24 protein-coding genes are annotated in these 23,949 nt (G+C 41.8%); 21 read left to right on the top strand and 3 right to left on the bottom strand.

The genetic code is table 11. The features are described from left to right. Positions 1-445 precede the first annotated feature (445 nt). Genes BAA9072_RS04975 through BAA9072_RS04940 form a run of 8 tightly spaced genes read left to right on the top strand, consistent with a single transcriptional unit; the run spans position 446 to position 5,448 of the window. Positions 446-967, top strand: a complete 522-nt coding sequence (locus tag BAA9072_RS04975) for a YqeG family HAD IIIA-type phosphatase (RefSeq protein WP_201713562.1) — start codon at positions 446-448, stop codon at positions 965-967. After that, positions 964-2,064: a ribosome biogenesis GTPase YqeH gene (gene yqeH, locus BAA9072_RS04970; protein ID WP_201713561.1), complete on the top strand. Its 1,101-nt coding sequence runs from the start codon at positions 964-966 to the stop codon at positions 2,062-2,064. Before BAA9072_RS04975 ends, yqeH begins: the two co-directional genes overlap by 4 nt. Positions 2,065-2,074: 10 nt before the next feature. Beyond that, on the top strand, positions 2,075-2,905 hold the full coding sequence (aroE, locus tag BAA9072_RS04965) for a shikimate dehydrogenase (protein WP_269139899.1): 831 nt from the start codon (positions 2,075-2,077) through the stop codon (positions 2,903-2,905). Between the two features lies 1 nt (position 2,906). Next, positions 2,907-3,200: a ribosome assembly RNA-binding protein YhbY gene (yhbY, locus tag BAA9072_RS04960; protein WP_201713560.1), complete on the top strand. Its 294-nt coding sequence runs from the start codon at positions 2,907-2,909 to the stop codon at positions 3,198-3,200. 14 nt (positions 3,201-3,214) lie between these two features. Then, positions 3,215-3,784: a nicotinate-nucleotide adenylyltransferase gene (locus tag BAA9072_RS04955; protein WP_201713711.1), complete on the top strand. Its 570-nt coding sequence runs from the start codon at positions 3,215-3,217 to the stop codon at positions 3,782-3,784. Further along, positions 3,777-4,343 (top strand): bis(5'-nucleosyl)-tetraphosphatase (symmetrical) YqeK, encoded by a 567-nt coding sequence (gene yqeK, locus BAA9072_RS04950; RefSeq protein WP_201713559.1) that lies wholly within the window; start codon positions 3,777-3,779, stop codon positions 4,341-4,343. The genes BAA9072_RS04955 and yqeK overlap by 8 nt, the downstream gene beginning before the upstream one ends. Positions 4,344-4,347: 4 nt before the next feature. Continuing rightward, entirely contained in the window at positions 4,348-4,701 is a 354-nt protein-coding gene (rsfS, locus tag BAA9072_RS04945; protein WP_201713558.1) for a ribosome silencing factor, read from the top strand. Further along, positions 4,702-5,448 carry a class I SAM-dependent DNA methyltransferase gene (locus BAA9072_RS04940; protein ID WP_201713557.1) on the top strand — a complete coding sequence of 249 codons (747 nt, stop codon included), beginning with the start codon at positions 4,702-4,704 and terminating at the stop codon, positions 5,446-5,448. 275 nt (positions 5,449-5,723) lie between these two features. On the opposite strand, the gene comER is transcribed toward BAA9072_RS04940, so the two are convergent. Continuing rightward, positions 5,724-6,545, bottom strand: coding sequence for a late competence protein ComER (gene comER / locus BAA9072_RS04935; protein ID WP_201713556.1), 822 nt, complete (start codon positions 6,543-6,545; stop codon positions 5,724-5,726). An 80-nt stretch (positions 6,546-6,625) separates the two neighbouring features. Here comER and BAA9072_RS04930 point away from each other — a divergent pair, with 80 nt between their 5' ends. The 3 genes from BAA9072_RS04930 to BAA9072_RS04920 all read left to right on the top strand — a co-directional run bounded on the left by BAA9072_RS04930 (position 6,626) and on the right by BAA9072_RS04920 (position 10,148). After that, on the top strand, positions 6,626-7,237 hold the full coding sequence (locus BAA9072_RS04930) for a helix-hairpin-helix domain-containing protein (protein ID WP_201713555.1): 612 nt from the start codon (positions 6,626-6,628) through the stop codon (positions 7,235-7,237). A gap of 78 nt (positions 7,238-7,315) precedes the next feature. Next, on the top strand, positions 7,316-7,879 hold the full coding sequence (locus tag BAA9072_RS04925) for a ComE operon protein 2 (RefSeq protein WP_201713554.1): 564 nt from the start codon (positions 7,316-7,318) through the stop codon (positions 7,877-7,879). A 16-nt stretch (positions 7,880-7,895) separates the two neighbouring features. After that, complete coding sequence (locus tag BAA9072_RS04920) at positions 7,896-10,148, top strand: DNA internalization-related competence protein ComEC/Rec2 (protein ID WP_201713553.1); 2,253 nt, start codon at positions 7,896-7,898, stop codon at positions 10,146-10,148. Positions 10,149-10,299: 151 nt separating this feature from the next. Here the strand turns inward: BAA9072_RS04920 and BAA9072_RS04915 are convergent, their stop codons facing one another. Further along, complete coding sequence (locus BAA9072_RS04915) at positions 10,300-10,434, bottom strand: YqzM family protein (protein ID WP_082386400.1); 135 nt, start codon at positions 10,432-10,434, stop codon at positions 10,300-10,302. Positions 10,435-10,727: 293 nt separating this feature from the next. Here BAA9072_RS04915 and holA point away from each other — a divergent pair, with 293 nt between their 5' ends. Then, entirely contained in the window at positions 10,728-11,756 is a 1,029-nt protein-coding gene (holA, locus tag BAA9072_RS04910; RefSeq protein WP_201713552.1) for a DNA polymerase III subunit delta, read from the top strand. Positions 11,757-11,796: 40 nt separating this feature from the next. Here holA and rpsT read toward each other — a convergent pair whose 3' ends face one another. Next, positions 11,797-12,048, bottom strand: a complete 252-nt coding sequence (gene rpsT / locus BAA9072_RS04905) for a 30S ribosomal protein S20 (RefSeq protein ID WP_034757447.1) — start codon at positions 12,046-12,048, stop codon at positions 11,797-11,799. Between the two features lie 202 nt (positions 12,049-12,250). On the opposite strand from rpsT, the gene gpr reads away from it, so the two are divergent. The 9 genes from gpr to dnaJ all read left to right on the top strand — a co-directional run bounded on the left by gpr (position 12,251) and on the right by dnaJ (position 23,945). Further along, the gene (gene gpr, locus BAA9072_RS04900) at positions 12,251-13,360 is read left to right on the top strand and encodes a GPR endopeptidase (protein ID WP_201713551.1); all 1,110 of its coding nucleotides are present in this window, start codon (positions 12,251-12,253) and stop codon (positions 13,358-13,360) included. Positions 13,361-13,780: 420 nt separating this feature from the next. Then, positions 13,781-14,989: a stage II sporulation protein P gene (gene spoIIP, locus BAA9072_RS04895; protein WP_201713550.1), complete on the top strand. Its 1,209-nt coding sequence runs from the start codon at positions 13,781-13,783 to the stop codon at positions 14,987-14,989. Positions 14,990-15,008: 19 nt separating this feature from the next. Continuing rightward, entirely contained in the window at positions 15,009-15,344 is a 336-nt protein-coding gene (locus tag BAA9072_RS04890) for a DUF3679 domain-containing protein (protein ID WP_201713549.1), read from the top strand. A gap of 184 nt (positions 15,345-15,528) precedes the next feature. After that, positions 15,529-17,361 (top strand): translation elongation factor 4, encoded by a 1,833-nt coding sequence (gene lepA, locus BAA9072_RS04885; RefSeq protein WP_408015203.1) that lies wholly within the window; start codon positions 15,529-15,531, stop codon positions 17,359-17,361. Positions 17,362-17,424: 63 nt separating this feature from the next. Further along, positions 17,425-18,582, top strand: coding sequence for a radical SAM family heme chaperone HemW (gene hemW / locus BAA9072_RS04880; protein WP_201713709.1), 1,158 nt, complete (start codon positions 17,425-17,427; stop codon positions 18,580-18,582). Positions 18,583-19,042: 460 nt separating this feature from the next. Next, entirely contained in the window at positions 19,043-20,077 is a 1,035-nt protein-coding gene (gene hrcA / locus BAA9072_RS04875) for a heat-inducible transcriptional repressor HrcA (RefSeq protein ID WP_201713708.1), read from the top strand. 115 nt (positions 20,078-20,192) lie between these two features. Continuing rightward, positions 20,193-20,753 (top strand): nucleotide exchange factor GrpE, encoded by a 561-nt coding sequence (gene grpE / locus BAA9072_RS04870; RefSeq protein WP_201713548.1) that lies wholly within the window; start codon positions 20,193-20,195, stop codon positions 20,751-20,753. A gap of 39 nt (positions 20,754-20,792) precedes the next feature. After that, positions 20,793-22,622 (top strand): molecular chaperone DnaK, encoded by a 1,830-nt coding sequence (gene dnaK / locus BAA9072_RS04865; RefSeq protein WP_201713547.1) that lies wholly within the window; start codon positions 20,793-20,795, stop codon positions 22,620-22,622. Between the two features lie 192 nt (positions 22,623-22,814). Further along, positions 22,815-23,945 carry a molecular chaperone DnaJ gene (gene dnaJ, locus BAA9072_RS04860; RefSeq protein WP_201713546.1) on the top strand — a complete coding sequence of 377 codons (1,131 nt, stop codon included), beginning with the start codon at positions 22,815-22,817 and terminating at the stop codon, positions 23,943-23,945. Positions 23,946-23,949 lie beyond the last annotated feature (4 nt).

The following is a 23,949-nucleotide window of genomic DNA, read 5'->3' as shown; positions in this document are numbered from 1 at the left end:
TAATGCCACCTCCAATAATCATTATCTTTTGTATCTCCAAATTTAATGTAAGTACGTTTTTTAGTAGTAATTAAACTTTACCAAATTTATTTTTTTAGAACAAGCGTTCCTTTATCCACAGTTTACAGTGGATAAGTTGTGACTAACTTGTATATAACTGGTAAATAAGCGATGTTTGAGTTCTGTATAATGTGAATAAGGTTATCCACAACTATGAAAGAAATTAGAATTTTGTCGAAAAATATTTATTTTTCAAGGGAATATATTTGGAAAGTCAGGAATATATATGATTTATTTTGAATCTGTATGTAAAATTGGTTATCATTAATCTGTTATAGGTTAAAGGTATAATATAGAAATCGTTCCTTCATTCCAAGGGAACGTTATACTAAAGTAGAATCGAAAGCAGTTATTGATATCGATAAAGAAATTTGAGGTGTAGCATGTGATCAAGCAGTTTTTACCCAATGAACAGGTCCAGGATATTTTTAGTATCAGCCCAGGGCATCTTAAGGAAAAAGGGATTAAGGCAATCATTACCGACTTGGATAATACGCTGGTGGAATGGGACAGACCAAACGCCACTCCTAAGTTAATTCAGTGGTTTAAAGAGATGCAGGAGCAGGGGATCCTTGTGACAATTGTATCCAATAATAATAAAAATCGGGTCGGGGCATTTGCCGAGCCTTTGGGTGTTCCATTTATATTCCAGGCAAGAAAACCCATGGGGCGGGCTTTCAAGAAAGCGATTGAGCAAATGGGAGTGAAAAAGGAAGAGGCGGTTGTCATTGGCGATCAGCTGTTAACGGACGTATTAGGCGGAAATCGCGGTGGTTTCCACACCATACTGGTCGTTCCTGTGGCTCAATCAGATGGTTTCTTTACTAAGTTCAATCGTCAAGTAGAACGTAAAATCATGAAGTTTTTCAAGCGTAAAGGCATGCTTGAGTGGGAGGATAAAAAGTGAGTCAAGTTGTATGTATAGGTTGTGGCGTTGAAATCCAGACGGAAAATAAAGAAGGTATGGGATATGCGCCACCTTCTGCTCTTCAAAAGGAAGAAATCATTTGTCAACGCTGTTTCAGATTAAAGCATTATAATGAAGTCCAGGATGTCCCGTTGACAGATGATGACTTCTTGAAAATATTAAATGAACTCGGTGACTCTGAAGGGCTGATTGTCAAAGTCGTTGATATCTTTGACTTTAATGGAAGCTGGCTACCGGGACTGCATCGTTTCGTTGGATCTAACCCGATCCTTTTGATTGGAAATAAGGTAGATCTGCTACCAAAATCGGTTAAGCACTCCAAGCTGATTCATTGGATGAAGCATGAAGCGAGCCAACTGGGATTAAAACCAATTGATGTTCAATTGGTAAGTGCTGCGAAGGGTCAGGGAATTGCCGAAGCAATCGAAGCAATCGAAGAATATCGTAATGGTAAAGATGTCTATGTGGTAGGGTGTACGAACGTAGGAAAATCCACGTTCATTAATCGCATCATCAAACATGTCTCAGGAGAACAGGATGTCATTACGACTTCCCACTTCCCTGGAACGACTCTCGATATGATTCAAATTCCATTGGATGATGAAGAATCACTGATTGATACACCTGGGATCATTAATCACCATCAGATGGCCCATTTTGTAGATAAGCAGGATTTGAAAATCATTACACCTAAAAAAGAAATCAAGCCAAGGACGTTCCAGCTGAACCCGGAACAAACATTGTTCTTCGGCGGTTTGGCCCGCTTTGATTTCATGGCTGGCGAGCGTCAGCCGTTTACATGCTATTTCTCAAATGAGTTGTCCATTCATCGCACGAAGATCGAAAAGGCTGATGAACTCTATAAAAATCATGCGGGAGAACTGTTGCAGCCACCTAGAAAAGATGACATGGATACGTTTCCTCCACTCGTGAGGCATGAGTTCAGGATCAAAGAAGCCAAAACGGATATCGTTTTCTCGGGATTGGGATGGATCACCGTCAATGACGCTGGAGCAACCATTGCCGCTCATGTTCCGAAAGGTGTCAGCGTCTTCTTAAGAAAATCTTTGATCTAGGAGGGATACTGTGGCTCTTTATGGTGTGATAGGGGACCCGATTGCTCACTCAATGTCTCCCCTGATGCATAATAGCGCGTTTAAAGATAACGGAATAAACGCTGAATATGTCCGGTTTCATGTGAAGAAAGAGCAGCTTCCCGAGGCTATTCGTGGAATCAAAGCCCTGGGAATTCAGGGTGTAAATGTGACCGTTCCACATAAGGAACATGTCATGCCTCTCCTCGATGGGATTGATCCATTGGCTGAAGCCATTGGTGCTGTCAATACGATTGTGAGTGAAAAAGGAAAGCTCATCGGTTATAATACTGACGGACTTGGGTTTGTCGAAGGCTTGAAGAACATAGCCGGTGATCGTCTTGAAAATAAATCGATGCTAATGATTGGTGCCGGTGGTGCAGCAAAGGCCATTTATTATACACTTGCCTCATTGGGAGTGAAGAAAATAGATGTAACCAACCGGACGCCTGGTAGAGCAGAGAAGATGATGGAAACATGTCCGTTTCCGTTAGACTCTTCGTTTCTTACCCTTGAAGCTGCTGAAAACATCTTGCACCACTATGATGTCATTATCCAGACGACGTCTATCGGCATGTTTCCGTATATTGAAGACAGTCCTATAAAGGTCAATAGATTAAAGCAGGGAAGCATAGTCTCGGATATTATTTATAATCCATTAGAAACATCATTACTGAAGCAGGCGAAACAAAAAGGTGCCCTGACTCAAAACGGACTCGATATGTTCGTTTATCAGGGAGCACTCTCGTTTAAGAAATGGACAGGAATCTTTCCGTCCTATTCCATTATGAGGGATACCGTTTTACAACAACTAGGAGGTTAACATGTTAACAGGTAAACAAAAAAGATTTTTACGTTCAGAAGCACATCACTTAAATCCGGTTTTTCAAGTAGGAAAAGGCGGAGTCAACGATAATATGATCAAAACGATTGGAGAAGCAATTGAAACAAGGGAATTGATGAAAATCAGCATCCTTCAAAATTGTGATATGGATAAGACGGAGGTTGCCGAAGAGCTATCGGAAGGTGTAGGGGCAGACATTGTCCAGATCATCGGAAATACCATTGTCCTCTACAAAGAATCGAAAGAAAACAAGCAATTAACTCTGCCAAGATAAGGATCGATGCGATGATGAAAAAAAAGGTTGGACTTCTGGGAGGGACATTCAATCCTCCCCATATGGGTCACTTGGTCATTGCAGAGCAAGTGTTGGAAAAAGCACAATTAGATGAAATTCGTTTTCTTCCTAACCATGTGCCGCCTCACAAACAGGCGGATGAACGTGTATCGGTGGATCAGCGGCTTCACATGCTACAGGCAGCAATCAAAGGTCATCCCCGTTTTTCCATTGAACGGATCGAGCTGGAACGACAGGGTGCCTCCTACACATATGATACCATCAAGCTTTTGATGGAAAGAGAAGAGAACACCGAATTTTCGTTTATCATTGGCGGGGATATGATCGAGTATCTCCCCAAATGGTATAAAATCGATGAGCTTCAGAATATGGTGAAGTTCATCGGGGTCAATCGTCCGGATTATACCCATGAGACATCCTTTAACGTAGAATTGATCCAAGTGCCGGCTATCGATCTTTCTTCTTCTTACATTCGCGACACAGTAAATAAGGGACAATCGGTTCGCTATTTGGTTCCGGATGACGTGTATCGATTTATCAAGGAGGAGAAGTTATATGAATAGGGAAAAAGCACTCAAGATGGTTGAAAAGCATTTGACTGAACATCGCTACATTCATACATGTGGTGTCATGGAAACAAGCATTGAGCTTGCAAAGCGGTATGGAGCCGATGAGAAAAAGGCCGAAACAGCCGCGATCTTTCATGACTATGCAAAGTTTCGGGATAAACAGGAAATGCAGGGGATCATTGAAAGTGAGAATCTCTCGAAGGATCTGTTGCTTTATAATAGCGAGTTATGGCATGCGCCTGTAGGAGCTGTACTGGTGGAACGTGAGATCGGGATAGAAGACGAGGACATCTTGAATGCCATCCGCTTCCATACTTCCGGGAAAGAGGGGATGACCATACTCGACAAGGTGATTTATTTAGCTGATTATATTGAGCCGAATCGCAGGTTCCCAGGGGTGGAAGAAGTAAGGGAGCTTGCCAAGGAATCATTGGACCTGGCACTCATTAGAGCTCTGCAGAATACAATCACGTTTTTGATGAAAAAAAATCAAGCGATCTACCCGGATACATTTCGCTTTTACAATGAATTAACATTAAATCAGAGGAGATGAAGGAATGGAACAAAATTTAGTAGAATTAGCATTTAAAGCTGCTGATGATAAACGTGCTGAGGATATTGTTGTATTGGATATGAAAGGTGTTTCATTGATTGCGGATTATTTCCTGATCTGCCACGGAAACTCAGACAAACAGGTACAAGCGATCGCTCGTGAATTGAAAGACGCAGCAGAAGAAAAGGGGTACACAGTCAAACGACTTGAAGGATTCGATCAGGCACGCTGGATCCTGGTTGACTTAGGCGATGTAGTCGCTCACGTATTCCATAAAGATGAGCGAGGTTACTATAATCTTGAACGTTTATGGGGAGACGCATCATTCGTCGAGGTCGGACAAGGTGAGAACCTTTAAATGAGCTATGAGCGTTTTGCTTACGTATACGATTATTTAATGCAGGACGTACCATACGACGGCTGGCTGGAGTATGTCAATAATCAGGCAGAATACTATTCAATCCAAGGGAAAAGAATTCTTGATATCGCCTGTGGAACAGGGGAATTATCCCTCAGGTTAGCTGGGGATGGGTACGATGTGACTGGTGTCGACTTATCTCAGGACATGCTCACCATCGCACAGGAAAAGGCCTCGGCGCAAAAGATTCAAATTCATCTGTTCCAACAGGATATGTCAAAGCTTGAATCACTTGGTGAATACGATATGATTACGATTTTTTGTGATTCATTGAATTACCTGGAAGACGAGATTGACGTGGAAAATACATTTAAGTGTGTCCATGCCCACTTGAAGCAGGACGGGTTATTTCTTTTTGATGTCCATTCCATATTCAAGATGACCCAAATATTCATGAACCAGACCTTTACTTGTACAGATGAGCACGTTTCCTATATCTGGGATTGCTTTCCCGGGGAAGTTCCAAATAGTGTAGAACATGAACTGACTTTCTTTGTGCAGGACGAGAAAACAGGACAGTACGAGAGAGTGGAAGAGTTGCACAAGCAGCGTACCTACCCCTCCCTTATGTTAAAGGAGTGGTTATCCAACATTGGGTTTGATGTGTTGAAAATCACTGCCGACTTTACAGAAGAATCTCCCACAGATCAGAGTGAGAGAATCTTCTTTACGTGTAAAAAGAAATAAAAAAGGCTGAGACAAAGTTGTTTTAGTCAAAGAAAAATCCGAACGATCATTCAAATTTTTTTAAGAAATTCGAAATCGTTCGGATTTTTATTATTTTTAATGGCTCTTTTCATAAGTTTTGTTGCTATCTTTGATAAGTATGTTGTAGTTGATGTATCTTTAGGTTTGGCAGATGCAGTTCTTGAAACAACAGTATCAGAGAAAAAAGATTTGAAAAAACTTAGAAAAAAGAAGGAAAAAACCACTTTATGTCGAAATATAAAAAGGAGTCTTTTTTAGACCCCAAATTGTGATTTAGTTCCCTCAATATCGTCCACGAATTTTTCTTGTGTGGCTTCGAATAATTTCTCGAAAACTTCTCCCAATTCCCTTTCCATCACAGATATGCCTATCCCGGTCACCCCTCCTTTTACGCAAACTTTCTCTTGAAGCGTCGGTAACGTATAGATATTCTTCTTTAACAAGTCTCCAAGACCAACCAGCATCTCAGACGCAAGCACGGTCGCCGTTTCACGATCAATTTCCGTTACCTCCACTGCAGCGTTAATGAACCTTTGAGTAACATAACTGAAAAATGCAGGTCCGCAGCTGACAATATCAGAAGCAACCCGTGTGACATTTTCATCAATCACGACGGGTGTAGAGATATGCCGGGCAAGCTTTGTTAAATCCCGCCTCCATTTATCTGAACAATGACTTCCATACGTTAAAAGAGACACACCGCTCAATGCACGATTTGTGATGCTTGGAATGAATCGTGCACAAGAGCAGGATAATAATGACTCCAACTGGCCAACACTTACCGGACTTGTGATGGAAACAACACATTTTTCCTTCGAGAAGCTATTCTTATTCTCCTGAATCACATCATACACATCATGCGGTTTAACACAGATGAAGATTAAATCAGACGAAGAAATCACTTCTTCATTTGAATGATCTACATTCACTTTGTTGAATTTCTCTTTTAAATCCTCGGCTTTTTTTAATGAACGATTCGTAATATGAAGATGCGAAGGAGCAATTGCCTTTGATTCAATGAGAGCTTCAATTATGATTTTCCCCATGTTTCCCGTCCCGATGATTCCTACTTTCATGTTCAGCCCTCCTTCTATCACACTCTCTCCTAAAACTTATGAACTCCTTGCAATGAATATTCCATAAGAGGTGATTTCACGTGCATTCCATAATAGAAAAGTACAGAACCCTCCTTGTGCTTCTTGTGATTTTTGCTGTTTTCCTGATAGCGTATATATTGAAAAATGCTTCCCACCCTCCAATAGAAGAACCTTCCTTGACTGCAACACATGTGGAAAAGAAAGAGAAACCTCAAACAGTGAAGAGTCCAGAAAAAGTTTACGTGGACCTGAAAGGAGAAGTAGTAAATCCCGGACTTTATGAAGTAAGTACAGGGGAAAGATTGAAATTCGTGATTGACAGAGCAGGCGGCTTCACTAAAAATGCAGATGAAAAACTGATGAATCTGGCAGTCAAGGTAACGGACGAGATGATGATCTATGTCCCGAAAATAGGTGAAATGGAAGTAACGCCGGAGATTGTGCCTTCTTCTGCCTCCGGGACAGATCAAAAAAAGGACAAACTCAATATTAATACAGCCTCTCAGCAGGAATTTGAAACACTTCCCGGAATCGGGCCATCCAAAGCGGCGACCTTTGTTCAATATCGTGAAGAAAATGGACCGTTTACAGCTATTGAAGAGATTACCAACATTACAGGAATTGGAGAAAAGACATTTGAGAAATTAAAAGAACATATTTATGTCCAATGAATTGACGAAACGTGGCAAATCTTTATACACTTAAACAAGCATCAAACATATTCGTATAAAACAGAAGGGAGAATGGAGATGGAAAGAATAGCTTGGCATCAATATTTCATGGCTCAAAGTCAACTGCTTGCCCTCCGCAGTACGTGTACGAGACTGGCAGTTGGAGCAACCATCGTCAGGGATAAGCGAATTATTGCAGGCGGCTATAATGGCTCCATAGCCGGTGGAGATCATTGTATAGATGAAGGGTGCTATGTCATTGACAATCACTGTGTGAGGACCATTCATGCTGAAATGAATGCCCTTCTGCAATGTTCGAAATTCGGTGTAGGAACAGAGAATGCTGACATATACGTGACTCACTTTCCTTGCCTTCAATGCTGTAAGGCGCTGATCCAGGCGGGAATCAAAACGGTTTATTATGCAAAGGATTACAAAAATCATCCTTACGCCATTGAACTATTTGAAAAGGCAGACGTCCATGTGGAAAAAGTACCTTTTGAAGAAAGCAGCATCGATGTTAAGCATAAGGAAAAAGCAGAGTTGATGATACAATTAATCAAAGACCTTAGGCAACTCGGGGTATCTGAAGAAAAGCTTGACTATTATGAACAAGCATACATAAAGCTGTTTAATGGGTAGAGGGATTTGTCTTTACTTGGCGTTGTCGGTTCTATCAGGGACATTGCTGGCACTTCAGATACACTGGGGTGCTTTCCTCCTTGTTCTTCTCCTGCTTTCTCTTTACCTCAGAAAAATGCCCTATTCGATCCTCATTCTTTCGATCCTTTTTGTGGTTATATCTTACTTCAACACTCATTTACAACAAAACCATCAGAAATCCGTTCTTTCTCCACAACACGAACCTGCTTTCTTTAAAGTGTCTATAGATGACATTCCCTCCATAGACGGCAGCTCATTAATCTCCTTGGCAAGAATAGAGGATGAAACAGTACTGATCAAATATTCCTTTTCTTCAGAGGAGGAAAAGAAAAAATTTAAAGAAATGAAACCTGGTTATGTATGCAAAGTTAAGGGGGAGCTCACTGAGCCAAAACCTAATAAAAATCCGAATTTATTCGACTATAAAGACTATCTGTATCGTCAGGGGATTTATTGGTTCCTAGAAGTACAGGCATTCGAGGGATGTGAAGATTTCAGCACCTGGAAACATTTCCTGACACAGCTCAGGTTTAAAGGATTAAAAAGAATTGAACAGAATTTCCCGCCTTCAACTGTCGGTATCACACAGGCATTACTATTCGGAGAGACAGGGGAAATGAATAAGGACACCATGAAGTCCTTCAGGGAGCTCGGTGTCGTTCATTTACTGGCCATCTCGGGCCTTCATGTGGGTCTATTGTTTGCGTTTCTTCACTATTTTTTATTAAAGATGGGTATAACCAGGGAAGCTTCATCATGGATAGGGATTGTCTTTCTGCTTTGTTATATTGTACTAACCGGCGGCTCACCTTCTGTAGTCCGGGCATCCTCCATGCTGATCGTCCTAATCCTGAGTAAGAAAGCAAGGGGGAAACTAAGTGTGTTGGAAAGCCTGTCAATTGTTTTTCTTTTCATTGTTATATACGAACCTTTCTTGGTATTCAATGTTGGTTTCCAGCTCTCATTTATAGTCAGTTTTTCCCTCGTTATTTCTTCAGCTTCTATTTTACAGGCATCCTCTACTTTCAAACAAATGTTCACCGTAACGATGGTCGCCCAATTATCATCTTTTCCTGTCGTGATCTACCATTTCTATGAATTCTCGTTAATCGGTTTTCTGACTAATCTCCTCTATGTACCCCTTTTTTCTATTTTAATCCTTCCGATGGCTATCGCCGTCTATCTCTTAACATTTATAGTATCGTCAGGATGGTCCATGGCCATTTATCAAATTCTGTTGGAAAGTATTCAATGGTTATCCAACACCATTTCTTCTTTTCCTTTCAGCGCCTTGGTAATGGGGAGACCGGCCTTTCTTTTTCTACTGGGTTATCTTATTCTTATCTATTTTGTATTTGTTGGAATAGAAAAGAGGAAATACCTGTCGGGTGGGCTGCTTTTCTTCTTTGCAGTCCTTCACCTTTTCTTGAACAATTTCCATGCTTATGGAGAAATTGTCTTCATCGATGTTGGGCAGGGAGATGCGACCTTGATCGATTTACCATATAACCGTGGCACATATTTAATTGATGCAGGAGGGGAGGTGCAATTCCCAATAGAAAAATGGGAGGAGAAAAATGACCGCTTTTCTGTAGGCGAAGACATTGTCGTGCCTTTTTTAAAAAGCAAAGGAATTACTTCCATTGATACATTGATCTTAACTCATGGAGATCTCGATCATATCGGTGGAGCACAAGCTGTTTTAGAAGAGGTGGAGGTGAGGGAGATATTGATCAGTCCCGGAAGCAGCGAGAAAATCGAAGTGGAGGAAATTATTAAAACGGCTAAGAAAAAAAGAATTCCTGTTAAAGAAGCAATGTTTCAAACCCATTGGCGTGGAGGTAAGGCTGGGTTGCATATCGTTTCCCCCCTTGATGATGTATATGAAGGAAATAATGATTCCATTGTGTTGTATGGTGAAATCGGAGCAAAGAAATGGTTATTTACAGGAGACATGGAGGAAGACGGGGAAAGACAATTCATTCAAACATTCGATTTGCCGGTAGACGTATTGAAAGTCGGGCATCATGGCAGTAATACAAGTACAACGGAAGAGTTCCTCAATGAAACGAATCCTTCAGTCGCAGTGATCTCTGCGGGAGAATCCAATCGATTCGGTCATCCTCACCCTGAAGTGGTAGAGAGATTGAAAACAAGGGGACTGACGATATATAATACTGCAATGAATGGGGCTATCACCTATCGTTTTTGGGATAAAAAAGGAACGTTTTCAGCCCACCTGCCATAGGATGTAGAACAAAACAAATTAAGCGCAAATGAAAAAAGGCAGACCTATCGATAAAGAGTCAGGTGCCTTCAACACATCTTTATGATACCAAAAGTACCATTTATGGAAATTGAAGTAACCGAAATCTTTAAGGCCTGCCTCCTATTTTTCATTAAGAGCCAATCATCTTGATAACTGTTGCAATAATGAACATTACGGCAAAGAACCCAAAAGAAACACCGAAGCCAACGCCAGAATCTACCGCATCATTTCTTTTTGATTGTACATTCTTTTCAAATTGGTTCACAACTACCCCTCCTATTTCTATTCTAGTATAGAACAATGCAACTGAAAAATCTATACTTCCATTTACTTTTTCCTTTACTGACAAGAGTTGTCACCCATAACTTTAACAGCATGGGGTGACACTATTACTACAAAGGAAATACCGTTGACGGAAAAGGTTCCTAGGTCTTCTCCGTTAACGTTAATATAGATATAGGGGGTGTCCTATATGAGGGATGTCCCCTTTACCCCTTGCCAAAACCAAAAAGCTTTTTTACCATAGAGTAGAGAAAAGACTTAATGGAGAGTGCTGACTTGGTTATCGATACATGGAAAAAAATAGAGAAATCTCAATTTGCCGCTATATATTTAGTTTACGGAAATGAGTCATTTATTATTAATGAAACGAAACAAAAGATTGTCTCAAGTGCCATTTCAGAAGAAGAAATGGATTTTAATTTTTCCAGCTATGACCTGGAAGAAACACCGATAGAGGTTGCGATTGAAGATGCAGAAACGTTTCCGTTTATGGGAGAGAAAAGAGTAGTTATTCTGCAAAATCCCGTTTTCTTGACTGCTGAAAAAACAAAAGAAAAGGTTGAGCATAATATCAAGCGTTTCGAACAATACATACAAACCCCTGCACCATACACGATACTTGTGATCACCGCGAATTACGAGAAATTGGACGAGCGTAAAAAAGTCACCAAGTCCTTAAAGAAGCTCGCGGAAGTAGTGGAAGCCAAAAAATTGAATGAGCATGAACTGAAATCCTGGGTGAGAGAACGGGCATCCGGGAATAATGTTCAGATCGATGAAGATGCCGTTGAATTATTGCTCACGCTTGCAGGAACAAACCTGATGATGCTTACTCAGGAATTGGATAAGCTCTCACTATATGCAAGTGACACCAATCGGATTGATATTGAAGTAGTTGAACGTTTAACGGCAAGATCGCTGGAACAGAATATTTTCACATTAGTGGACAAGGTCGTACACAGAAGAATCGATGAAGCATTAAGGATCTACTATGACCTACTCAAACAAAACGAAGAACCGTTAAAAATCCTGGCGATCCTGGCGGGGCAATTCCGCCTGATTTACGGCGTCAAGGAGCTGTCACGAAGAGGGTATGGTCAGCAGAAAATCGCTTCCACCTTGAAGGTGCACCCGTTCAGGGTGAAACTTGCAGCGGGACAGGCGAAGCATTTCAATGATAAGCAGCTGGCCCTTATCATCGATACCCTCTCAGAGGGAGATTATGAAATCAAAACAGGCAGGATCAAAAAAGAACTGATGATTGAAATGTTTCTGTTTAAACTTCATGATCAAAGTTTTACGTAAAAAAAACCACCCGGTTAATTGACCGGGTGGTTTCTTTCAATTAGTTCGCTTTTTTCATTAGGCGAGACTTTTGTCGATCTGCAGCGTTTTTGTGGATAAGACCTTTTTGAGCTGCTTTGTCTAATTGACGTACCGCTTCAGTTACTAGATCTTTCGCGTTATCAGCGCTGTTAGTTGCTGCTGCTTCTGCTTTCTTAATAGCAGTACGCATTGTAGATTTTACTGCAGCGTTTTGAGCGTTACGCTCGTTGCTAGTTTTTACGCGTTTGATAGCTGATTTGATATTTGGCATTCCTGTCACCTCCTATAAAAGGATCGAGATTCTATGTGACTCGATTTAAATTCCTAAACAATAAGAACAAATGATATTTTATCAAACGAACAGTGATATTGCAATACTATGGAGTGAAATTAAACAAGTGAATGAACACTCGCCAAAAAGGTAAACATAAAAAAATACTGGATAATATCCCAAGCCTGGAGGTAGAGTCGAAATGAAAAAAGAAGAAATCGATCTTAGTAAATATTCCATTCGTACCGATCTTGCTGTTGAAGCAAGAGAAATGGTGGTCAGTGATAAAGGGGAAGATACGTCGTCCATTCAAGGTGTCATGATAAAAGAAAGAGAAGAGGATGGCGTCAAAGTTTCACTGGTCACAGTTACACCTGAAGGGGAAGAAAAAATAGGAAAGAAACCGGGAAACTATCTAACCATTGAGGCTCACGGTATCCGCGAGGAAAATACAGAGCTTCAGCAAAGGGTGGAAAAAGTATTTGCCAATGAATTTAATCAATTTCTGATTAGTAACAAAATCAGTAAAAATGCAAGTTGCTTAATTGTTGGGCTTGGAAACTGGAATGTGACGCCGGATTCACTGGGCCCACGTGTATGTGAGGATATTATTGTCACGAGGCATCTTTTTGAACTTCAACCTGAATCGGTGGAAGAGGGATATCGACCGGTAAGTGCCCTCGTTCCAGGTGTAATGGGACTGACAGGTATCGAAACGAGCGATATTATTTTCGGTGTGGTGGAGAAATCCAAGCCTGACTTTATCATCGCCATCGACGCCTTGGCATCCCGTTCGATTGAACGTGTCAATGCGACGATCCAGATATCAGACACCGGCATCCATCCGGGATCCGGGGTTGGGAATAAACGAAAAGGATTGGATCAGGAAACGTTAGGAGTTCCGGTCATCGCTATCGGTGTTCCGACCGTACTGGATGCTGTGACAATCGTCAGCGATACGGTGGATTTCCTTTTAAAACATTTCGGTAAAGAAATGAGAGAAGGAGACCGTCCATCAAGGTCACTGGCACCGGCAGGATTAAGCTTCGGTGAAAGAAGAACATTAACGGAGGAAGATCTTCCAGAAGAACAGCACCGCCAAACCTTCATGGGAATTGTCGGAACACTGCCGGATCACGAAAAACGAAAATTGATTCATGAGGTGCTCTCGCCCATCGGTCATAACCTGATGGTTACTCCTAAAGAAGTGGATGTATTTATGGAGGACATGGCCAACCTCATTGCAAGCGGACTCAACGCGGCGCTGCATGATGCGGTTGACCAGGAAAATACAGGGTATCAGACAAGATGATCGGGAAATACCAAAACGCCTTGAGGGAGGTAACATCCTTGAGGCGTTTTTGTTTTCATGAAGTGTGATGAGGTTGTTCTGGTAGCAGGGTAAGGCGTTTCGCTTATAAATCTGGAAAGTCGCTAATAAAATCTAGTTTTCGCTGATAAAATGAAATTTCCGCTGATACCCTTGCTCAATATCCCCAACCATATAAATGGAGGCTGAAAAAACAGTCTTACCATTTAACCCCTTCCCATAATAAATTGCCCAGCACCACTATTTTTGACAGAACGTTCTCCAAAACGCCAATCATGAAAAATAATAGACTTCCCCGTTTAACTTTCCATCATTCATCTCATAATGACTACTAAGTACAGTTCTACTATCTCTAGTAATGTCATAGGTTGTACTAGAGTAGAGAAAAGAAAGGGTGGGAGAATGAGATCATATAAAACCTCTAACTATGTCATCGCGATAAATATGTCAACGATACTGAAAGGGACGCTGATCTTCGTTGTGAGTTTGCTCTCGGTTTTTTCGATCACAGGGATCCTCACTTCTTTGAACCCAGAGTATAGAATTACGTCGAATTCTTTGAATCAAGCGGCTTCCAATGTGAAGGGGGAAGCATTATATAAGATCTTAGCACTGGAAAACCGGGCATTTAACCATATATTGGCGGATGAAGAGCAGGCTATCCCCAGTTTGTCTTCAATCTTTTTCCAGGTGGCTGCAAATGTAAGCTTCGAAGATCCACGGAGCTTCCTGGGTCGTGAATTGCCCGGGTTCTCGATTTTCGATGGAGATATCCTGGTGGCAGGAGAGGGAACAGACTTCACGAATATGCCGATTGAATCGGTCCCGCCTCCGGAAGCTCTGGAGGCAGGGAATGAAGCAACGCTCAAAAATGTGGGAGATCTAAAAAAAACAGAGCAAAAGGGCGGTGACGTGGCACCACCATTATCCACAGGTAATAAAAAGACGGTCCTTCTATACTTCACTCATACAAGGGAATCCTATCTTCCTTATCTTGAGGGAGTGACCAATCCCGATTCAGCCATGCATTCAAAGATCAATGTGACCAAGGTAGGGGACATGGTGAAGCAGGATTTAGAGGACCTGGGGATCGGGACAAGCATCGATAAGACCGATGTGATACAGAACTTAAACAATAAGGGGCTCAATTATTGGGCTGCTTATCAGGAGTCAAGGCCCCTTATACAGGCAGCCATGACCACTAATAAAGATTTACTGTATCTTGTTGATATTCATCGGGATTCACAAAGAAGAGATGTGACCACGGGTACGATTAATGGGAAGTCCTACGCAAAGCTTGCGTTTGTTGTGGGGGAAGAGCATCCGAATTATGAACAAAACCTGAAAGTGGCAACAGAGCTTCATAGGCGACTGGAGTCAAAATATAAAGGGATTTCACGTGGTGTCATAGCGAAAAAAGGAAGCGGCACAAACGGAAAATTCAACCAAGATCTTTCCGGAAACGCCATGCTCATTGAGTTTGGCGGTGTGGACAACACGTTTGAGGAACTTGAGAGAACAGCGGAGGCTTTCTCTGACGTATTCGCTGATTACTACTGGCAGGCAGAAAAGGTGGATCATGCACCCATTACTCCTGCAATAAGTCAGTAATAAAAGGATGGATGAAATCATGACAAAATTCTTTATTAAATGTTCATTACTCATAGCTGCATTATTTATCGGTGTCCTAATCGGAATGCAATATGCCAATCAGGGAATCGTGGAAATGAAGGGGCATGAACAACAGAATTTCACATCTCCTGTCGGGGTCAATCAGAATGGGGAAGGGAATGTTGAAGCATCCTTCCTCGGGAACGAGGTAGACTCCAGAACCCTGAGTGAAAAGAAAGAGAAGTTAGAAGAAATGAAAGCCTTTAATGTGTTTTCTTCTATCGGAAAGGTTATAGCGAATACCATTGAAAGTATCACCAATAAAATAGTGGATGTAATTGCTTCCCTTATTTAGAAGTAGAGAAGGCGAATTATGGAGCCTTCTCTTGTTCATGTTTTGCCTGGCGGCGGTTGCGTGGAAAACAAGGAAAACAGACAATTCCCATATAGCCCTTTTAGTTTACATTGAATAATAGATAGTCTACTGCTATAATTCAAAATAGTGTACATGTGTGGATATTACAGGAGTTGAAGATATAATGAATCGTGAAGAGAAATTAGAAAGACAATCAAGAATTAGAAACTTTTCAATTATTGCTCATATAGATCATGGGAAATCTACCCTGGCCGACCGTATTTTAGAGAAAACAAAAGCACTGACGGCGCGTGAAATGAAAGAGCAATTACTAGATTCCATGGACCTTGAGAGAGAACGTGGAATTACCATTAAATTAAATTCTGTGCAATTAAAGTATCAGGCGAAGGATGGGGAAGAATACATTTTTCATCTGATTGATACACCGGGGCATGTAGACTTTACATACGAAGTATCCCGTAGTTTAGCTGCTTGTGAAGGGGCTGTCCTTGTAGTGGATGCTGCTCAGGGGATTGAAGCTCAAACTTTGGCAAATGTATATCTTGCCTTGGATAATAACTTGGAAATCCTTCCGGTCATCAATAAAATCGATTTACCTGCAGCTGATCCTGAAAGGGTTCGTCAGGAAGTGGAAGATGTCATCGGTCTGGATGCATCTGAAGCAGTACTTGCATCAGCCAAAGCCGGCATCGGGATTGAAGAAATCCTCGAGCAGGTGGTTGAGAAGGTTCCTGCACCACAAGGAGATCCCGATGCACCATTAAAAGCCTTGATCTTTGATTCTCTGTATGATTCCTATAGAGGAGTCGTAGCCTACATCCGTGTGATGGAAGGTAGTGTCAAAGTTGGAGATAAGGTTCGTATGATGGCAACGGGTAAAGAGTTTGAAGTGACAGAGATAGGTGTTTTCACCCCGAAACCGACAGGTCAAAAAGAATTGACGGTCGGGGATGTTGGATACTTAACGGCAGCAATCAAGAATGTCGGGGATACCCGTGTCGGGGATACTATCACCCAGGCCAAAAATCCTGCTCAAGAAGCTTTACCAGGATACCGCCGCTTAAATCCGATGGTCTATTGTGGTTTATACCCGATTGATTCCAATCGTTATAACGATTTAAGGGAAGCACTGGAGAGACTTGAATTGAATGATTCAGCCCTGCAATATGAGCCTGAAACTTCACAGGCGCTAGGATTCGGATTCCGTTGTGGATTCCTTGGGCTTCTTCATATGGAGATTATCCAGGAGCGAATCGAACGGGAATTCAAAATTGACCTGATCACAACTGCACCAAGCGTTATCTACCATGTGAAATTGACGGACGGAGATGAAGTGAAAGTGGACAACCCCTCCATGATGCCTGATCCGCAAAAGGTGGATCATGTGGAGGAGCCTTACGTAAAAGCCACAATCATGGTTCCGAACGATTACGTAGGTGCCGTCATGGAGCTTTGTCAAGGAAAGCGCGGGAATTTCATCGACATGCAGTATATGGATGATACGCGTGTGAATATTGTGTATGAAATACCTCTTGCTGAAATCGTGTATGATTTCTTCGATCAACTGAAGTCAAATACAAAAGGATACGCTTCCTTTGATTATGAGCTTATCGGATACAAGGAATCCAAGCTTGTGAAAATGGATATTCTATTGAATGCTGAAAATGTTGATGCCCTCAGCTTTATCGTTCACCGCGATTTCGCTTATGAACGCGGGAAATTAATTGTTGAGAAATTGAAGGAATTAATTCCGAGACAGCAATTCGAAGTACCGGTCCAGGCTGCAATCGGACAGAAGATCGTCGCAAGATCCACTATTAAAGCCATCCGTAAGAACGTACTGGCAAAATGTTACGGTGGGGATATTTCTCGTAAACGTAAACTTCTTGATAAACAAAAAGAAGGTAAAAAACGCATGAAATCCGTAGGGAATGTTGAAGTTCCGCAAGAAGCCTTCATGGCCGTCCTGAAAATGGACGATACGGATAAAAAATAACAGTCAAGATGATAAAGGGGGAAAGTGGCTTGTTTTACAAGCATTGCTTACCCCCTTTTCTCTATGAATGCCAATAAGGGAGGGAAATACTTGGTAAAGTCAGCATATATACACATTCCTTTCTGTGAACATATTTGTCATTATTGTGACTTCAATAAAGTCTTTTTGGAAGGTCAGCCCGTAAATGAATACTTAAACAGATTAGGAAATGAAATGGAGCAAAGAGTTTTCTCCCATGATAAGCTCGATACCATTTTTGTAGGAGGGGGAACACCTACATCCCTGGATGCAAAACAGTTGGATGTTTTATGTGAATCCATCACGACTCATTTGCCTTTTGAACAGGGTGAATTCACCTTTGAAGCGAATCCTGGTGATTTAACCGAAGATAAACTTCGCGTGTTGAAAGACCACGGTGTGAATCGGTTAAGTTTCGGTGTACAGTCTTTCAATGATGATCTTCTGAAGGGAATCGGCCGTACGCACAAAAGCAAAGACGTTTATACATCAATAGAAAACGCACAAAAAGTAGGATTTACGAATATTAGCATTGATCTGATTTATAGTCTACCCCGACAGACAGAAGAAGATTTCCGGGATACATTAACGAAAGCACTTGATCTTGACCTTCCTCATTACTCGGCATATTCACTTATCGTAGAGCCGAAAACGGTTTTTTATAACCTGATGAGAAAGGGTAAGTTGTCACTTCCATCGCAGGACCAGGAAGCAGCCATGTACGAGATTCTAATCGGAACGATGGAAAAGTATGGGATCAATCAATATGAAATCAGTAACTTTGCCAAACCGGGATTTGAAAGCAAACACAATCTCGTGTACTGGGACAATAATGAATATTATGGTTTAGGAGCAGGCGCACACGGTTATATAAACGGAGTACGTTATTCCAACTACGGACCGCTCAAGAAATACATGGATCCAATTTCAGAAGGCTCCCTTCCGACAATCCAGGAGCATCAAGTCACCAAAGCCGAAATGATGGAAGAAGAAATGTTCCTGGGACTTCGCAAGGTAGAGGGCGTAAGTAAATCCATATTCCAACAAAAATTCGGTTCAACCATAGAATCCGTATTTGGCCCATCCATCGAAGAAATGGAAAAGCGCAAACTGCTCTCAGTAAACGAAGAACTGGTGGCACTTACAAAACAAGGGCGCTTTTTAGGGAATGAGGTTTTTCAATCATTCCTCGGGGTAATCTAATTGGTCCAATCTTTTAGAGTAGGGGTGTTTATTTAGTCTTGTAGTAAACAACTCATACTCAGAGAGTTGATTGAAGCGGAAGGTGCTCGACTCCTGCGGGAAACACTGGAAAGTACGAAAAGCGGATGCGACTCGTTCAGACCCGACAAGCATAAGATGAATGGGCTAAGAAGGCGTTCTTTTGCCTTCTTGGACCATTTAGCTTATGACCTCGAGGGGCTTGCCGCCAGAGCTGGATCTTGAGAGCCCGGAAGGCGAAGCCTGAGGAGACTCACCGCCAGCCCCGCGGAAAGCGAGCACCTGCAGCGGAAATCAACCACCACTCGCTTTTTCAAAAGGTCAGTCAAAAGGCTCATCCAAAAGAGCCAATCTAATATATTGACATCCCTTTACTGATTTGATAATTTATTAATTAGATTTAGCACTCATCTTAGTAGAGTGCTAACAGGGGTGATGAATGTTGTTAACAGATCGACAACTTCTAATTCTTCAAGTAATCATTGATGATTTTATTCTTTCTGCCCAGCCTGTCGGCTCCAGAAGTCTGTCAAAAAAAGACGAGATTTCTTTCAGTTCAGCTACAATCCGAAATGAAATGGCTGATCTGGAGGATTTGGGTTTCATTGAAAAAACTCATACATCCTCAGGACGCGTTCCGTCAGAAAAAGGGTATCGATACTATGTGGATCATTTGCTTTCTCCACAAAAACTAAAAAAGAATGATGTCCATGCACTCCGCTCCATTTTTACAGAGCGCATGTATGAATTGGAGAAAGTGGTTCAGAAATCGGCTAAGATTCTTTCAGAGCTGACCAATTATACAACAATTGTACTAGGACCAGATTTAAAGGAAAACAAGTTGAAAAAAATCCAACTCATTCCTCTTAACAAAGATACGGCCATCGCCATTATCGTTACGGATAACGGACATGTGGAAAATAAACTGTTCCATATACCACCGACAATGGATGCAGCTGAGCTTGAAAAGCTCGTACACATTTTGAATGACCGCTTGACCGGGGTGCCGATCAGTGAGTTGAACGATAAAATCTTTAAAGAAGTCGCTCTTTTACTTAAAGAGCATATTCAGAATTATGATTTTATCCTTCACTCCATTACGGATTCCTTTAATCCATCGGTCACGGATAAGCTGTTCTTTGGAGGAAAGACCAATATCCTTAATCAACCCGAGTTCAATGATGTACAAAAGGTTCGTATGCTTCTTGAAATGATAGAGCAGGAAGAAAGCATCTATAACCTGATCCGTCCATCCGCTACAGGGGTGAACATCAAGATTGGGAAAGAGAATGATCACCTCGCTATGGAGAATTGCAGTCTCATAACCGCTACTTATTCTATTGGGAAAGAACAATTAGGATCCATTGCGATTATTGGGCCAACCCGGATGGAGTATTCCCGTGTCGTCAGTTTACTTAATTTCTTTTCAAACGATATGTCCAAGGTTCTGACAAAGCTGTATCAAAGTGGGGATTAGTGGACATATTGTATAAAGGAAAATAAGGCTCCGGAAACTGTTTTTACCGAGATTTCGGCGCCTTCATATGAACGTAATGAAGTGACAGAATCACATTTTTAAGGAGGTGAATGGTATGTCTGAAGAAACAAAACAAGAGCAGCAGGAAGCGAAAGAGGAAAACGGCGAAACTGTGGAAGAAGTGTTTGCTGAAGAACCTCAAGCTGAAGAACTAGCAGAGCAAGAATCAGATGAGCTTTCACAATTAGAGGAAAAGCTGAACGAGTCTGAAAATCGTTATCTTCGTTTAAGAGCCGATTTTGATAATTTCCGCCGTCGGGTTAACGTGGAAAATGAATCAAAAGAAAAATACCGTGCTCAAGGACTGATCACTGAACTATTGCCGGCACTTGATAATTTCGAGCGTGCTTTGAATATAGAAGCTGATAATGAGCAAACCAAACAATTGCTTCAAGGAATGGAAATGGTTCACAGAAGTCTTGTTGAAGCCCTGAAAAAAGAGGGGGTTGAACCAATTGAAGCGGTAGGTCAGGAGTTTGACCCTCATCTGCATCAAGCTGTCATGCAAGTGGAAGACGAAAACTTCGAGAGCAATGTCGTTGTCGAGGAATTCCAAAAGGGATACAAGCTGAAAGATAGAGTAATCCGTCCTTCTATGGTGAAGGTCAGTCAATAATAAAGACATTACATATACAATATAGGGAGGTTTCTTACTATGAGTAAAATTATCGGTATTGACTTAGGTACAACAAACTCATGTGTATCAGTACTTGAAGGTGGAGAACCAAAGGTCATTGCAAATGCAGAAGGAAACCGCACAACTCCTTCGGTTGTTGCGTTCAAAAATGGAGAAAAACAAGTAGGGGAAGTAGCAAAGCGTCAAGCAATTACTAACCCTAATACAATCATTTCAGTCAAACGTCACATGGGGACTGACCACAAAGTTGAAGCTGAAGGAAAAGAATACACTCCACAAGAAATTTCAGCTATGATTCTTCAACACCTAAAATCATATGCAGAAGACTATCTTGGGGAAAAAGTTGAAAAAGCTGTTATCACAGTACCTGCTTACTTCAATGATGCAGAACGTCAAGCAACAAAGGACGCTGGTAAAATCGCCGGTCTTGAAGTTGAGCGTATCATCAACGAACCAACGGCTGCTGCACTTGCCTACGGGTTAGATAAGATGGATCAAGACCAAACGATCCTTGTTTACGACCTTGGTGGCGGTACGTTCGACGTATCGATCCTTGAACTTGGTGACGGTGTTTTCGAAGTACGTTCAACTGCCGGTGACAACCGTCTTGGTGGAGACGATTTTGACCAAGTAATCATAGATTACCTTGTAGCTGAATTCAAAAAAGAAAACGGAATTGACCTTTCCAAAGATAAAATGGCTCTTCAACGTCTAAAAGACGCAGCAGAGAAAGCGAAAAAAGATCTTTCAGGAGTGACTTCAACTCAAATCTCACTTCCTTTTATCACGGCTGGAGAAGCAGGTCCTCTTCACTTAGAAGTGACACTTTCAAGAGCGAAATTCGATGAAATCTCTTCAGACCTTGTAGAGCGTACAATGGGACCAACTCGACAAGCAATGAAAGATGCTGGTCTTTCTGCAAGTGAAATCGATAAGATCATCCTTGTTGGTGGATCAACTCGTATTCCTGCTGTACAAGAAGCGATCAGAAAAGAAACAGGCAAAGAGCCATCTAAAGGCGTTAACCCTGACGAAGTTGTAGCAATGGGTGCAGCGATTCAAGGTGGAGTCCTTACTGGAGACGTGAAGGATGTCGTATTACTTGACGTTACACCACTATCTCTTGGAATTGAAACAATGGGTGGAGTATCAACAAAGCTGATTGAACGTAATACAACGATTCCAACGTCTAAATCACAGACGTTCTCAACTGCAGCTGATAATCAAACTGCTGTTGATATCCATGTGTTACAAGGTGAGCGCCCAATGGCTGCTGATAACAAAACACTTGGACGCTTCCAACTGTCGGATATTCCGCCGGCACCGCGTGGAGTGCCACAGATCGAAGTGAAATTCGATATTGATAAGAACGGTATCGTAAATGTAAGTGCGAAGGACCTTGGAACAGGTAAAGAGCAAAACATCACAATCAAGTCTTCTACGGGCTTATCAGATGATGAAGTAGAACGCATGGTGAAAGAAGCAGAAGAAAATGCCGAAGCAGATAAACAACGTAAAGAGGAAGTCGAACTTCGTAACGAAGCCGACCAACTTGTATTCCAAACAGAAAAAACGTTAAAAGATCTTGAAGGCAAAGTAGAAGAAGATGAAGTGAAAAAAGCGGAAGATGCGAAAGCTGAGCTAAAAGAAGCGATCGAGAAAGATGATCTGGACCTTATCCGCGAAAAGAAAGATGCATTGCAGGAAATCGTTCAAAGCTTAACGATGAAGCTTTATGAGCAGGCTCAAGCGGAAGCACAAGCTGCTCAAGGCGCAGAAGGCGAAGCTTCAAAAGATGATGATGTAGTGGATGCTGAATATGAAGAAGTTAACGATGACAAGAAATAATCAGGTATGAACGAAAAAGTCAAAGTCAGGGCGGTTCTTGGCTTTGACTTTTTCTATGATTGAAAGAAAGAGAGATGCTTCATTCAATCAACAGACACAAACTATTGTAAGGAATGTTGAGTTTTTATTGATAATAGTCGAAGCTCAATGTTAAAATAACCTTTATGCAAAGGATTCGGGAGTGGTGTTTTAATGAGTAAACGGGACTATTATGAGGTTCTTGGGGTTGGAAAAGATGCCTCAAAAGATGAAATGAAAAAAGCTTACCGCAAGCTCTCCAAAAAATATCATCCGGATATTAATAAAGAAGCGGATGCGGATGAGAAGTTCAAAGAAATATCGGAAGCCTACGAAGTATTGAGTGATGATCAGAAGCGTGCTCAATATGATCGTTTCGGTCACACAGACCCTAACCAGGGATTCGGCGGCGGCGGAGACTTTGGCGGCGGCGGTTTCGGTGGTTTCGAAGACATCTTCAATACATTCTTCGGAGGAGGCGGTGGTGGTCGCAGACGAGACCCGAATGCCCCTAGACAAGGCGCCGATCTTCAGTACACGATGTCTTTGACATTTGAAGAAGCGGTATTCGGAAAAGAAACAGAAATCGAGATTCCGAGAGAAGAAGAATGTGACACCTGCCATGGTTCAGGTGCAAAGCCTGGGACAAAGGTCAATACATGCTCTCACTGTAATGGATCCGGTCAATTGAATGTCGAGCAGAATACACCATTTGGCCGCATTGTGAACAGAAGGGTTTGTCACTACTGTAACGGTACAGGGAAACAAATCAAGGAAAAATGTTCAACATGTGGCGGTGCGGGTAAAGTACAGAAACGCCGTAAGATTGCTGTTAAGATCCCTGCCGGCATCGATGATGGGCAGCAGTTGCGTGTGACAGGTCAAGGGGAGCCGGGAATAAATGGCGGACCTGCCGGTGACTTATATGTTGTCTTCCACGTCCGCTCACATGATTTCTTCGAACGTAACGGAGACGACATTTATTGTGAAATGCCTGTAACATTTGCCCAAGCGGCATTAGGGGATGAGATTGAAGTACCTACCTTACACGGTAAAGTTAAGCTGAAAGTGCCTGCGGGAACACAAACGAGTACAAGATTCCGTTTGAAAGGCAAAGGTGTACCGAACGTGCGGGGATTCGGAACTGGAGATCAGCATGTACAGGTAAAGGTAGTCACTCCATCCAAGCTGACGGATAAGCAGAAGCAATTATTGAGAGAATTTGCTGACATTAGCGGTCAGATTCCTGATGAACAGCATGAAAGTTTCTTTGATAAAGTAAAAAAGGCCTTTAAAGGCGAATAACTAA

It is taken from the genome of Rossellomorea arthrocnemi (genome assembly GCF_904424705.1).
Lineage (GTDB): Bacteria > Bacillota > Bacilli > Bacillales > Bacillaceae_B > Rossellomorea > Rossellomorea arthrocnemi.
Note: the sequence above shows the minus strand (reverse complement) of the source record. Positions and strands in the feature narration are given on the sequence as shown.

Coding starts and splice junctions, on each gene's coding strand:
- yhbY (WP_201713560.1), top strand. CDS start 2,907: ATGTTAACAGGTAAACAAAAAAGATTTTTACGTTCAGAAGCACATCAC.
- BAA9072_RS04955 (WP_201713711.1), top strand. CDS start 3,215: ATGAAAAAAAAGGTTGGACTTCTGGGAGGGACATTCAATCCTCCCCAT.
- yqeK (WP_201713559.1), top strand. CDS start 3,777: ATGAATAGGGAAAAAGCACTCAAGATGGTTGAAAAGCATTTGACTGAA.
- rsfS (WP_201713558.1), top strand. CDS start 4,348: ATGGAACAAAATTTAGTAGAATTAGCATTTAAAGCTGCTGATGATAAA.
- BAA9072_RS04940 (WP_201713557.1), top strand. CDS start 4,702: ATGAGCTATGAGCGTTTTGCTTACGTATACGATTATTTAATGCAGGAC.
- comER (WP_201713556.1), bottom strand. CDS start 6,545: ATGAAAGTAGGAATCATCGGGACGGGAAACATGGGGAAAATCATAATT.
- BAA9072_RS04925 (WP_201713554.1), top strand. CDS start 7,316: ATGGAAAGAATAGCTTGGCATCAATATTTCATGGCTCAAAGTCAACTG.
- rpsT (WP_034757447.1), bottom strand. CDS start 12,048: ATGCCAAATATCAAATCAGCTATCAAACGCGTAAAAACTAGCAACGAG.
- gpr (WP_201713551.1), top strand. CDS start 12,251: ATGAAAAAAGAAGAAATCGATCTTAGTAAATATTCCATTCGTACCGAT.
- spoIIP (WP_201713550.1), top strand. CDS start 13,781: ATGAGATCATATAAAACCTCTAACTATGTCATCGCGATAAATATGTCA.
- BAA9072_RS04890 (WP_201713549.1), top strand. CDS start 15,009: ATGACAAAATTCTTTATTAAATGTTCATTACTCATAGCTGCATTATTT.
- lepA (WP_408015203.1), top strand. CDS start 15,529: ATGAATCGTGAAGAGAAATTAGAAAGACAATCAAGAATTAGAAACTTT.
- hemW (WP_201713709.1), top strand. CDS start 17,425: ATGAATGCCAATAAGGGAGGGAAATACTTGGTAAAGTCAGCATATATA.
- grpE (WP_201713548.1), top strand. CDS start 20,193: ATGTCTGAAGAAACAAAACAAGAGCAGCAGGAAGCGAAAGAGGAAAAC.
- dnaK (WP_201713547.1), top strand. CDS start 20,793: ATGAGTAAAATTATCGGTATTGACTTAGGTACAACAAACTCATGTGTA.
- dnaJ (WP_201713546.1), top strand. CDS start 22,815: ATGAGTAAACGGGACTATTATGAGGTTCTTGGGGTTGGAAAAGATGCC.